Source organism: Flavisolibacter tropicus (assembly GCF_001644645.1).
In the GTDB taxonomy this organism is placed as follows: Bacteria; Bacteroidota; Bacteroidia; order Chitinophagales; family Chitinophagaceae; genus Flavisolibacter; species Flavisolibacter tropicus.
Genome location: NZ_CP011390.1, coordinates 4,600,698 through 4,612,922, shown reverse-complemented (window position 1 = coordinate 4,612,922; position 12,225 = coordinate 4,600,698). Strand labels below are relative to the sequence as shown.

Annotated in this window: 16 protein-coding genes; 9 read left to right on the top strand and 7 right to left on the bottom strand. The window is 41.9% G+C overall.

Translation table 11 applies throughout. From position 1 onward, the window contains the following. Positions 1–42: 42 nt before the first annotated feature. Entirely contained in the window at positions 43–342 is a 300-nt protein-coding gene (locus tag SY85_RS19750; protein ID WP_066406772.1) for an ArsR/SmtB family transcription factor, read from the top strand. 52 nt (positions 343–394) lie between these two features. Here SY85_RS19750 and SY85_RS19745 read toward each other — a convergent pair whose 3' ends face one another. Together SY85_RS19745 and SY85_RS19740 are read right to left on the bottom strand one after the other, a co-directional pair. Beyond that, on the bottom strand, positions 395–808 hold the full coding sequence (locus tag SY85_RS19745; protein WP_066406771.1) for a response regulator: 414 nt from the start codon (positions 806–808) through the stop codon (positions 395–397). 1 nt (position 809) lies between these two features. Then, complete coding sequence (locus SY85_RS19740; protein ID WP_066406770.1) at positions 810–2,288, bottom strand: sensor histidine kinase; 1,479 nt, start codon at positions 2,286–2,288, stop codon at positions 810–812. 920 nt (positions 2,289–3,208) lie between these two features. Between SY85_RS19740 and SY85_RS19735 the strand changes: the two genes are divergently transcribed. The 3 genes from SY85_RS19735 to SY85_RS19725 all read left to right on the top strand — a co-directional run bounded on the left by SY85_RS19735 (position 3,209) and on the right by SY85_RS19725 (position 5,586). Further along, entirely contained in the window at positions 3,209–4,087 is an 879-nt protein-coding gene (locus tag SY85_RS19735) for an alpha/beta fold hydrolase (protein WP_066406769.1), read from the top strand. A 571-nt stretch (positions 4,088–4,658) separates the two neighbouring features. Next, positions 4,659–5,150 carry a response regulator gene (locus tag SY85_RS19730; protein WP_082886621.1) on the top strand — a complete coding sequence of 164 codons (492 nt, stop codon included), beginning with the start codon at positions 4,659–4,661 and terminating at the stop codon, positions 5,148–5,150. A 13-nt stretch (positions 5,151–5,163) separates the two neighbouring features. Next, the gene (locus tag SY85_RS19725) at positions 5,164–5,586 is read left to right on the top strand and encodes a response regulator (RefSeq protein WP_066406768.1); all 423 of its coding nucleotides are present in this window, start codon (positions 5,164–5,166) and stop codon (positions 5,584–5,586) included. A 179-nt stretch (positions 5,587–5,765) separates the two neighbouring features. On the opposite strand, the gene SY85_RS19720 is transcribed toward SY85_RS19725, so the two are convergent. Then, positions 5,766–6,173 (bottom strand): response regulator, encoded by a 408-nt coding sequence (locus tag SY85_RS19720; RefSeq protein ID WP_066406767.1) that lies wholly within the window; start codon positions 6,171–6,173, stop codon positions 5,766–5,768. Positions 6,174–6,489: 316 nt separating this feature from the next. On the opposite strand from SY85_RS19720, the gene SY85_RS19715 reads away from it, so the two are divergent. Both SY85_RS19715 and SY85_RS19710 read left to right on the top strand, forming a co-directional pair. Further along, complete coding sequence (locus SY85_RS19715; protein WP_066406766.1) at positions 6,490–7,653, top strand: S1 family peptidase; 1,164 nt, start codon at positions 6,490–6,492, stop codon at positions 7,651–7,653. Positions 7,654–7,903: 250 nt separating this feature from the next. After that, entirely contained in the window at positions 7,904–8,170 is a 267-nt protein-coding gene (locus tag SY85_RS19710; protein ID WP_148661245.1) for a hypothetical protein, read from the top strand. A 111-nt stretch (positions 8,171–8,281) separates the two neighbouring features. Here the strand turns inward: SY85_RS19710 and SY85_RS19705 are convergent, their stop codons facing one another. Next, a complete protein-coding gene (locus SY85_RS19705; protein WP_066406762.1) occupies positions 8,282–8,521 on the bottom strand; it encodes a hypothetical protein in 240 nt (79 codons plus the stop codon). Positions 8,522–8,730: 209 nt separating this feature from the next. Between SY85_RS19705 and SY85_RS19700 the strand changes: the two genes are divergently transcribed. Further along, positions 8,731–9,060, top strand: coding sequence for a DMT family transporter (locus tag SY85_RS19700; RefSeq protein ID WP_066406759.1), 330 nt, complete (start codon positions 8,731–8,733; stop codon positions 9,058–9,060). A gap of 200 nt (positions 9,061–9,260) precedes the next feature. Here the strand turns inward: SY85_RS19700 and SY85_RS19695 are convergent, their stop codons facing one another. From SY85_RS19695 to SY85_RS19685, 3 genes are all read right to left on the bottom strand, one after another. Next, a complete protein-coding gene (locus tag SY85_RS19695; protein ID WP_066406756.1) occupies positions 9,261–10,019 on the bottom strand; it encodes an acyl-CoA desaturase in 759 nt (252 codons plus the stop codon). 83 nt (positions 10,020–10,102) lie between these two features. Then, complete coding sequence (locus SY85_RS19690) at positions 10,103–10,294, bottom strand: hypothetical protein (protein WP_066406755.1); 192 nt, start codon at positions 10,292–10,294, stop codon at positions 10,103–10,105. Between the two features lie 51 nt (positions 10,295–10,345). After that, positions 10,346–10,783 carry a response regulator gene (locus SY85_RS19685; protein WP_082886620.1) on the bottom strand — a complete coding sequence of 146 codons (438 nt, stop codon included), beginning with the start codon at positions 10,781–10,783 and terminating at the stop codon, positions 10,346–10,348. A gap of 250 nt (positions 10,784–11,033) precedes the next feature. On the opposite strand from SY85_RS19685, the gene SY85_RS19680 reads away from it, so the two are divergent. Then, complete coding sequence (locus SY85_RS19680; protein ID WP_066406751.1) at positions 11,034–11,483, top strand: response regulator; 450 nt, start codon at positions 11,034–11,036, stop codon at positions 11,481–11,483. A gap of 229 nt (positions 11,484–11,712) precedes the next feature. Further along, positions 11,713–12,147, top strand: coding sequence for a hypothetical protein (locus SY85_RS19675; RefSeq protein ID WP_066406750.1), 435 nt, complete (start codon positions 11,713–11,715; stop codon positions 12,145–12,147). The last annotated feature ends 78 nt before the right edge of the window (positions 12,148–12,225 follow it).

Below are 12,225 nucleotides of genomic sequence, written 5' to 3'. Positions count from 1 at the left end.
TTATTTAGAAAATCTTACGAGAAACCTAAACGTAGAATACACATGGTAACTACTCTGGAAATAAAACCAATCTTATTAAAGAAAGGAGAATTAGTACTGCGTGCGCTTAATCACAAGCTACGCCAAGATATTATTAGCCTGATACACGAGTACGGCGAGGTCAATGTTACAGAGATTTACGTGCGTCTTAAATTAGAACAAACTGTTGTTTCACAACACTTGTCCATCTTACGCAAAGCCGGTTTTGTAAATACACGCCGTGATGGAAAACAAATTCACTATTCTATTAATTACGAAAAGCTGGAACTGGTACACAACAATGTAGCATCTCTGCTTTTATAATCATTTCCGCAAAAGCTGGAAGACTACCTTGCTTTTCCAGCTTCAACGCTCACTAGTTTTGCAGGTTCATTAAATCGATCATCAGGTTAAAGGAATCCATAGAGGACGGATTATTAAGCTTAAAGGGCTTTACAATGTAGCCCGAAACACCCAGTCGATTAGCCGTTTCCCGATCTACTTTTTCTTCAGAAGTGGTAATTACAAAACATTTCAACGCCTTCCATGCAGGTGTACTACGCACCACCTGTAAAAACTCCAGTCCATTCATCTTAGGCATATTTAAATCGATCAAAACAATGTCCGGCAGTGCCGATTCCTGCTCACGCTCCTGCAAGGAGAGAATGGCTTCTTCGCCATTTTTCACAACCTGCAGCTTATACATGATCTTCATTTTATCCAATGTTCGCTGAATGTCCATTGTGTCTAGCGAATCATCCTCTACCATCAAAATGTCTACAACCTTCATATCATTTATTTTTTGCCCAGGTAAAGGAGAATACCGATCCCTTGCCTAATTCTGAGGAAACCTGTATCGTTTCTTTCCTGGCGTCCAATATTTTTTTTACAATCGCCAGTCCCACCCCTGTGCTTTCAAAACTATCGCGCTCGTGCAGGGTTTGGAAAATGACAAATATTTTATTGAAATGGTTTTGCGCAATACCAGGTCCATCGTCTTCTACAAAAAAGCGAAAGCGTGCTCCTTCATCTTGACAATAGATCTTCACTTGCCCTGTTGCTTGATTGTGGTACTTAATAGCATTGCTAATCAGGTTAGAGAAAACTTGCATTAGCGGCACCGCCTCCGTTCGCAGCACCGGTAGCGAACCTTGGGTGACCACTTCAACACCGGGTTTCACTTCCATGTTACCCTTGATCTCTTCAATCATTTTACTGATATCAACTTCTTCCATTGTGGCCGTTTCTTTATCTACACGGGCATAAGAGAGAATACCTTGAATCAGATTTTCCGATCGTGTTACCCGTCCCTTGATCAGCTGCAGGTAATCTTTTACCTTAGGCGGCAGTTCTTCGCTATGATCTTCATCGATCCAGGATATAACATTATCAATGCCGCGTAGAGGAGCTTTCAGATCATGCGAAACGATATGGGCAAACTGGTCCAGCTCATTATTTTTCTGCTTTAGCAGGGAGAAGTTTTCTGCCAGCACTTGCGCCATGTGGTTGAGTGAATGCGCCAACTCACTGAGTTCATCTTTATTGGAGTCTTCAATCTGGATACTGTAATTGCCAGCAGCTATGGTATTGGACATGTTTACCATTGTATGGATACGCCTGCGAATCCGCTGGATCAAAAACCCTACAATAGCCAAACCAATCAATACAGATACAATGGTCAGGATCAAAGAAATACGACGCGTACGTTTCACCGATGCGGCCAATTCAACCTTTCGGTCTTCACGTATATCGTACTCATAATTGGTAAACTCCCGAAACATAGATTGCAACTGCTTATGAATACCTTCTTCATCTACCTCTACTAGTTTGCCGCGGTAAAACCGGTTAAAGGCAACTACTCCATTATCCGTTTTTGCAGCAACAGCACGGGCATTTTTTAAAGGATTGGCAAATTCATTGATCCACTTTTCATGGAGCTCTTCTATTTTCTTTAACCGTAACTGTTGAGGTGAGTCTGCTGCGATTAAGTGAGAAAGCTCATCCAGTATTGCACTGTTTTCTAAGGTGGCTGAATCGTATACCTGCAAGAAATAAGTTTCCCCTGTTAGCAAGTAGCCCCGCAAACCACTCACCATGTTAAGGATATTGCGCTGAAAGCGGGTTCCGTTACGAACCACAGCACCAGAGGTAGATACATATTCAGTATGCTCCTGTACCCGCTCCCACTGCTTAAAGTTGATGACAGTAGTTGCGGAGAACAGTATAATAATGAAAAAGAAAGCAAGGAAGATAAGATGCGATATCTTCATGGGTTAAGGGTCTAATGGTCGAATTACAAAAGAAAACACTTTTTAAAAACTACCCGTCCCGGAAACGTTAAGATGGGATTAGAATTTGATTAGAAGGGAAAGAGGGAAAGCTGCACGCTACAAGCTGCACGCTGCAAGCCAAACAGCCGTGAGGAGAGTCCACGGTCGACAGACGACAGTCCGCGGGAGGAAAGTCAATGGTGAGTGGTGAGTGGTGAATGATGAGTGATGAGTCAGGAGTGAATGTGTATAGGAGTAGTATAGGAGGGTTGTGGGAGGAGTAGTGAATGTGGAAGGCAGGTAGAGGGCTTTATCTGTGCAGTTGGTACGGACTTACCTACAGAAGAGGTACAGGAGAGGTACAGACTAGGTACAGGAGAGGCACAAGAGACTAGGCAGGGCAGCGCGGCAGAAGCCTGGCTCGTGAATGGTGAGTGGTGAGTAGCCGCCCCTAAAGGGGAGTACCTACGCACAGGAACTCTTCTTTAAATCCCAAAGGACAAATTCCAAATTCCAGTTATATGAGTCTCACTTACCGGGGAGTTATAGAGTATATTCCTTCTCTACTCCTCCTATACTACTTCACTAAACCTTCACTGCTGAGGCTTTAACAACTCATTACTCACCACTCGCTATTGACTTACTGACTATTGACTTCTGACTGACTTTTCCCTCCTGTGGACTGTCGTCTGTCGACCGTGGACTCTTCTCGTAGCTCACAGCTCACCGCTAGCAGCTTTTAGAAGTCGCTTATTATAAAATCTTTAAATCAGAAATCTGCCATCCCAAACTCAGTCACTTCGCTTGATATAAAAGATTTCTGGTGTGCGTTTTGAAGCATTTTCTTTTCCTTGATTAGCCGTTGAGTGCAACCATTCCTGCCCTGTATTGTTTTCCTTTTAACCCTTAAACCATATATAATGAAGTACATTACTAGAAACGATTCTAACACAGGCGAGGAAATTCAACTTTCGTATAAGGATTATGGAAAAGGCCGCCCTGTGGTGTTGATACATGGCTGGCCACTGAGCAAGGATATGTGGGAATACCAACTCGACGACCTGGTGAATGCCGGTCTGCGTGTGATCAAATACGACCGACGAGGCTTTGGTAAATCTAGCAAACCATGGGATGGCTACGATTACGATACTTTGACTGAAGACCTGAATGCAGTTATAGAACAACTGGATCTTAGAGATGCGGTACTTGTAGGATTTTCCATGGGTGGCGGAGAAGCCGTGCGTTATTTAAACCGTTATGGCAACAGCCGTGTTTCCCGGCTTGTTCTGGTTAGCGCCGTAACACCTTACCTGCTGAAAACAGCTGATAATCCAGATGGTGTTGACGAGTCTGTTTTTGCTGACATGCTTACCAAAATGAAAGATGACCGGATGGCTTTCTTAGAAGATTTTGGCAAAAAGTTCTTTAGCGTAAGTTTAGTAAACCATCCTGTAAGTTCCGCTTTATTACAATACTACCACATGCTGGCAGCTGTAGCATCGCCAAGATCTACCCAACAGTGTGCGATGGCCTTTGCACAAACTGATTTCCGTAGCGATGTAGAAGCTATAAGCGTACCGACACTAATTATCCATGGCGACGATGATAAAACAGTACCCATAGAGGTGAGTAGTGAACGTACGGCCCGCATGATACCAGAAAGCCAATTCATTGTATATAGCGGCGCCCCGCACGGCCTGTTCTATACGCACCGAACCCGGCTGAACCAGGACTTGGTCGATTTCTGTTCAGCTGGCGCTAAGAAAATAGCTACGCCAGCGCAACGGTCGCATTATTGATTCGTTATTATCCATTAATAAACCCAATAGCCATTTGTTCTACAGCAATTGAATTTATTAGTAGCTGTATGAATTAGAGTCGCTATTAAGGCTGGCCAGAAGGCTTGATAGGTTTCCCAGCACTTATTGAACAGGCCGTTGTATGCCCTAGTTTATTGTACGAATAGAATATTTAAGGCAGGTGAGCTCACCAATACGTCTTTGTGTATGCGCACTTTGCTAGTTTCTATAACTTGTTTATCAAACACTCGCTATTCCAGTATAGCAGCTATATCCAGTTAGCTGGCTTCTTTTCATGCAATCAGATCAGGATTGAACTATCCACTACAACACTATTGCATCTTCTTTCTCAACTTTTGAAATGGGTAACTAATTCTATACTATTTACCCATGTAAGTGCCTTTTCACCTGAAATAGCTATTGTCTTAACAGTAAAAGAGTGGCTGAGCTTTTGCTTACTATTGCAAACGACAGACGGGTGCGTTACCTTCAGACTTGGAAGTCTAGCCAGCAACACCAACTCATTTTCTATTATATTTGTAAACCTTAGGCCCTAACGAAATTCTTAACCATGAGTGTTGACAGTGCTGTGAAGAATGATATGTACATTCAATCCATCATTGTAGCTGACGATGACAGTGATGACCGTCTCTTTCTGGAAGATGTTTTACACGAGGTGGCACCATCTAAAAGTGTGACCTCTGTAAAGGATGGACAGGAGCTTTTATCTCTATTTAATCACTTTGTCCCTGACTTTCTTTTTCTTGACCTGGAGATGCCACGTAAGAATGGGCTTGAATGCTTAAAAGAAATTCGTAACAACCCTACTACCAAAGAGCTTCCCATTGTTGTATTCAGCAGTACCAATCGCGAGTACAATATTGACGTTGCCTATGAAATGGGCGCACACCTTTTCTTATCAAAGCCCAATAGCTATGACGATTTGAAACTGGCTATGCAAACCATTCTATCTTTTGACTGGAGCAACCCAGCAGCCATTACAAAACAATACTGTGTAAATGGTACTTACCTTCCTTTTACTGTAAATAAAACCGAAGAATAATACCTCATTATTTATGGCAAAGACAGGACCCATTATTATTGTTGAAGATGATCTGGAAGATCAAGAGGTAATAGCCGATGTATTACAGCTAAATGGTGTAACCAATGAATTGAAATTCTTCAGTAATGGCAAAGAAGCTCTTGATTATCTGACAGAAACCATTGACCATCCTTTTTTGATCATTTGCGACATCAACATGCCCGTGATGAATGGTCTGGAACTGAAGGATGAAATCAATAAAAATGAATCCCTGGCACAAAAGTGCATTCCTTTTATCTACTATACTACTCACGCCGAAAAGCATGCTGTAGAAAAAGCATATCATATGGCCGTGCAAGGTTTCTTTCAAAAACCAGGCACAATTAACGAAATGCAACAACTGCTGAACCAGGTTGTGGGTTACTGGTTATCCAGCTTTTACCCAAATAATCAGTAGGAATAAAGCCAAAATAAGAAAATCAAAATCACAAATTCCAAATAGGAAATCCGAGTGGGTACAACAGCCCAATGAGCTGTAGATCTTTAAAACAAAAAACTGTTGGGCTACTACATAACGAATTTGTTCAAACGCACTTATACTTTAGCTATTCTGAGGCTGTCAACTACTTATTGACTCTATGGCGCAGCGCGTAGGCTTAGTAGTTTTTGTACCGTACTGCGAAAGTCTTGCATATTGATTGGCTTAGTAATAAACTCCACGCCATACTTTTCGCAAAAGGCCATATCCAACTGGCTAGACGAAGTGGTAAACATTACTATTGGAACCTGGTCCAACTCTTTATCCTTTTTAATTTCAACAAGTGCCTGTTTACCATCCATTAAGGGCATATTAATATCCATGATGATCAGGCAGGGTAAGTCGTCATTGGCTTTAGCCTGATCAAGAAATGCCAAGGCCTCATGACCATTCAAAGCAGTAGCTACTTCTATCGAGTCATCGATTTCCAGTATGGTTTCTGAAACGATCAACTGGTCATCCTCATCATCATCCACACAAAGCACTTTTTTAGAATTGGTTGTCATAACAGCAGTTGACTGCTAATTTACCTATTTTCAATAGCCATTACAACAGCTGACTATGCCCTAAATTCCTTGCTACCAAGTAGAATTGCCAACATTTCGGTACAACAATTTTCAGGGTGCAGGAACACACTATTTGCTAAACCAGCAATACCTGGTCACTGATCAAAGTATTTTGGTAACACGTACAGCATATTCTCCAATTCATACCATTTTCAAGTCAATTTGTAGTACCCGCATCTAATCTTTGTAACACTACTGGGTTATGAAAAAGAAAACTCAGCAGTAGTAACTATTAGGTCAAAACATTTATCCTTATATGGAAACACAAACCAAAACAAACCCTAACAGATCCAAAATCATCATCATTGCAAGCGTACTGGCTATAGCAGTAGCTAGCATGGGTTGGTATGCGAAAAGCAACTGGTTCAAAGGAGATGCACCAGCCATGACCTGCAATCTTAATCAGACATCTATTTATGATAAATACAAGTTTGCCGTTCCCATTATTTTCACAGAGTATGTTTATGAAGCATCCATAAAAGGTTCGGCACCAGTTGCTTTCACCTTGAACATAAATGGCGACTGGGCCTTATACAATGAATACAACTCTCCAATTTCAGTAAGCGGCACCTCCTTTTTCGTATCAAATAATGGGCAGTTAATTACAAACAAACACGTAGTAGAACCTTGGAGTTATAATGAAGAATCTACCTCTTTAGCCAACTCCCTTACTTATTTTGTAAAAGCTGAAATTGCTCCAAACGCTATCAAATCGTTTTTAATAAACAACTGGGAAAGCCGTTACCAGGATTATGAAGGCGATGGCGAAGAGGAAGCTACGGATGCAGCCTCAACAGAAGTAACGGACACTACGCAAGGCACAACTGACGGGGAATCAGTCTCTGACATGGTGACCCAAGCTACGCAGGAAAGCCATGAACCAGCAGAACCATCTGATGACGTTGCCTATATCACACAATCTGACATCAAGATCACGCCAAAGCGTGTACGGGTTTACATAGCCATGCACGGCACTGAAATATCTCCTTCCAGTATCATTCCGTGTAAAGTAATCAACCTGTCTTCCGATAATGCTATTGATGTAGCCCTGGTACAAACCAAGGACAAAAAGCTACCTAAGCAGGTAACAGACTTTATCCATTTAGACAGTGCCAGCACTGCAGACCAGAATATTAAACCAGGCACAAAAGCATATATGCTAGGCTATCCTATGGGAACCACTCTGGCTTCTACTAAAAAAGGTATTCGTGTACAGATCTATGAAGGCCAGATCAATAAAGAATCTGACGGCACTTCGCTTCAATACAACATTACTTCTACACACGGTGCTAGCGGCTCTCCTGTCATTAATGATTGTGGCCAGTTGATTGCCGTAAACTATGCGGGTTTTGACGAAGCACAAGGATTTAACTTTGGCATTGTGGCTAAACACGCACTTGAGTTATTTAAGGATCAATAAGGCGAAGCTCTACTCGCTACACTCATAAAACAATAAACCCCAGCAATTGCTGGGGTTTATTGTTTTATGAGTAGTATGATTCTCTACAGATAATGCATTCGCTTAACTCAATCATTATTTTTATGGCCACTATTTATTCACACCCCTTTTATTCGCTGTATTATTACCGTCCATTATTGGATGTTAATAACCTCTTCCCTAAAACCCTGCCTTGTTTTATAACTTTCCTGAACTGATAAATGGAAGGCCGGTGACAAGACTGTTTTCGATCAATATCACATTCCACCAACAACTGTATACGGCATTAGTGAGTATATGGCAAGAAGGTCGAGACTCATATTGCCAGGTACGTTATACAGATAAGGATTTACAGTCTCTTTTGCCGGATGGGAAACTTGTTTTCAACCTGGCTAAACCGTTGGCCACAGCTCAGCATTTTTCATCGCCACTTACCGATGAGCTGATAAACTGTACTAACAAAGCCATTTCAGAGTATTTACACCTAAAAGCTACTTGATACACACATCCCCCACAAAAAAGGCTCCGCTGATGTGGGGCCTTATGATTTCAAACGATCAGGCGTTAACTTACTCAAAACCAAGATCATTCAATACGTTTTCGAATTACGCTAATATCCATTATATCCGCCCCAATCCTCAGGCCCCGTGGAAGGTCTCGAACTTCTCTTATTCTCTTTTACTACCTGGTGCCTCTTTGAATCTTCTTCTTGAGAACGGACTGCTTTTGGTTCATTACTCACCAGCGTATGGGGAGCAGCATTTCCACGCTTACCGTTTGTCTTTTTTTGCCGGCCGGAGCTCCCGGCATCCACGCCACGTTCGCCAGGATGGTTGTCAGCATCTTTCATAAGCATATGTTTTAAAACAACAAATCGGGTTACCTAAAAAATCGCACAGGAATGATGCCAGTTAAACGTTAGGCGCAAATAATTAGAGCAAGTTTAAGGGTGTGAGCAAGCCCCTGTCCTAAGCGAATGAGTATGACATCTTTTTAAAATTAACAGCCCAACATATGGAAGAGCTGATATCTTTACCGGTTTAACCCAAACACATTGTTATGGCTTGGCTTATATTGATTATTGCCGGATTTTTTGAAGTAGGATTCACCACTTGTTTAAGTAAAGCAAAAGAAGCAACCGGCACGGCTTATATCGTATGGTTATCAGGCTTTTTTATTTCCCTGACCTTAAGTATGTATCTACTATATAGAGCTACACTTACATTGCCTATGGGAACAGCCTATGCTGTATGGACAGGCATTGGTGCTGCGGGAACGGCTATTATTGGTATCCTTTTCTTCAAGGAACCAGCGCAATTATGGCGCATCTTCTTCCTAACGACATTGATTGGCTCTATCATTGGTTTAAAGTATGTTTCTAACCATTAGGAGATGAGTGATGGGTTAAGTCGACAGACGACAGTCCACAGTAGGAAAGGCAATGGTGAGTGGTGAGTAATGAGTGATGAGTATGGAGTCGGTAGTGAATGGTGAATAATAGAGCTCGCTTGTTAATAAGCTACTATTGACACGAATCTTTTCTCAGACAATAAAAAAAGCGGCTCCTGTTTCGGGAGCCGCTTTTTTTATTAGGAATGTACCGATTGTGCTTTTACGGGTACTGTCGTCACGCGTATGACCTTTAGCTTAAGCAATAACACAATAACTGGATAGATAGGATCAAACTCTCCCCTCTTAGCAGCAAAGTTGGTACGGGAGGGAAACTTGTGATGATTGTTGTGATACCCTTCGCCCAACATTAACCAATCTACTTTGAACAGGTTTTTGGAAGTATTATCCGTTTCAAAGTTTACATGGCCGTACTTGTGTGCAAACCAATTGATGATCACCCCATGAACAGGCCCCATAACAATATGGACAGGAATAAGCAGGTACCACCAGGCCGAAGGAGCAAACACCACATAAAACCATATATACACAGCCGACCATAAAATACGCGAGTACCAGGTATTGCCCCAGCGGTCAAACCAACCCCAATTAGGTACATTTTTCGTAAAACGCTCTTCTACCTCCATTCGTCCATACATAATATTTACATAGGTAATGCTGGTACGCCACATCATGGCCATGATATTCTTATCATATGCCGGAGAATGCGGATCGTCTTCCGTATCCGTATACGCATGATGGATACGGTGCATAATGCCGTACACGCGGGGACTCATGTAAGAAGAGCCCTGCGTGATGTAAGAATAGATAAAGAAAAAGCGCTCCCAACCTTTACCCATCGTAAATGCCTTATGCGCGGCATACCGGTGATGAAAAAAGGACTGGGCAAATAGCGATAAATACCAATGCAATACAAAAAATAGGATGATCGCAAGCACAGCTCTCGTTTTAAATTTCTGAAAAGTTCCAAAAGTAGGTATTAGCCGCCAATAAACGGCTTAAGCGGGGGAAAACAAACTATTTAACTGTTAATAGCTATTGGCTGAGCCTTCCGGTCGCGAAGTTCCCGATATACTTCATTAATGCTATTGTAGATAGTCTGAAGCTCACTATGGTTTTTACCAGCTTTAATTCCGTTAGTAAATTCTTTGTTCTTATCAATAAGTAGGGCATGTAGCTCAAAATAATTCAGGTGCTCAAATTCGTGCTGCATAAGAAATAAACTATCGAACCAGAATATTACAACTTTTATGCCCCTGCATTTTCAACTGGCCGCTTTAGAGGGAACCACCCCTGGCTGACAGTAACGCAACATATATTTAGCTACCGCATAAAGCCCTTTATGGCTCTGGGGTTTCGTAATCAGCTCTACCTGGTATTGCCTGCAATATTGCCGGTCGAGCGCACTTGAAGAAGTAGTGAATACCACTACGGGGATGTTATAATAATCGGGGTTGTCTTTAAAAATTGTGAGGAGTTCTGTACCCGATAATATGGGCATATTGATGTCCAGTACTATTAAGGCCGGCTGCTCATTTCTGCTTTTCATATCCTTTAATAGTGTCAAGGCAGCCTCGCCATCATAAGCTTCCACATATGAGTAGTTGTCGTCTACCTGCTGAAAAGCTTCCGTTAAAAAGAACAGGTCGTCAGGATCATCATCTATCAAAAGTACAGATGGTTTCATCGTCGTATCATTCATGTTCACACCCTTTTTTTGTCAATTTAAATGCCAAGGGCTTTCATATACTTGGATGTCTAGTGACGAATTCCATAGACATTAGCACATTAAAACTATTGAATCTTCTGCAGCCAGTCAAGCCCCAACAATAAAAGAAATGCACACCTGCCGGAAAGCATTAGACGCTTTATTTCAATATAGAGCTAGCCCCTATCCCTACCTTGCCGGCAGAGGCCAATCCAATAGAAAATATGATTGACGCCGCCTTTCCGTGGCAGAAAATACCCAGTCGCAGGCACCTGCCGGCACAACCATTGTACATGGTAAATACTATAAACCAGGTATTATGGCAGATCCTAATAGAACCGTGTTAGTGTGTGATAATGACGAAAAAGTACTGTCTAGTATACAATCAGGCCTGACAGAACATGATTTTGAAGTGCAAGTATTGAACAGCCCCAATGAGCTGGTGGAAAAAGCTGAGCAACACCATGTAGGTGTGGTAATTGTGAATCCCGAGTTGCCGGGCTTTAATGCCTATGATACTTGTAAGTATTTAAAGAAATCGATTGGCATACCTGTATTGTTATTAGTAAGCCATACCTCCAATGCCCGTGCTGTACTGGATGGTTGCAGTGCAGATGATGTGCTAACAAAGCCAGTAAAAATTGAAGACCTGGCAAACTTGGTTTCAAAGCATGTAGCGCTTAGTCAGACGTGAGAAGTGAAAAGGGAGGTTGACAAGTTGAAAGGGTTACAAGTTGACAAGGGAAAATGCCTTCAGAAGTTTCGCGCAGATGCGGCAAACATTGCATTCCTAAAACTCATTTTGTAAATTAGAAGGGAAACTATCAGCCCCCACTAACTGTTTGACCTTTTACTATCATATCCTGATAAGACTCAGGGATGCCGAAAACTGCATGTTGAAAGAGTAGGCATAAACCATCATTATGAAAAAGGTCATTTTTTCACTCACATTATTACTGTTATTTACCAAAACCATTTCGCAAGACTCAACGTTTCGATTATCTGCAAAAGAAGATTTACTGAGAAAAAGCAAATCACAAAAAACGACTGCATGGATTTTAATGACTGCTGGCGTTACTTCCGCGATTATTTCGGCTGCTACTTTTAATATGGGTATTACTTCACCGGCAGGCGCTGGAGACGAACAGGGTTATCATGAAATAACAAAGGTATGTGCGATTATTAGTGCCGGAGCTTTAGTCAGCAGCATCGCTTTTTTTGTAGCATCAGGGCGTAACCGAAGAATAGCAGGGAATATAAGCCTGAATCAAGAAAGAATACTGCTACCTGATAATATCATAAGAAATGCACGAGCCTTCCCGGCAGCCAGCCTGGTGATTCGATTGAATAACCGGTAAATGAAACCTAGCACCGAGGACAATTAACTATTGCTGCACATTTAGTCTTTTAGTATCTACTCCATTTTAACTATCTCA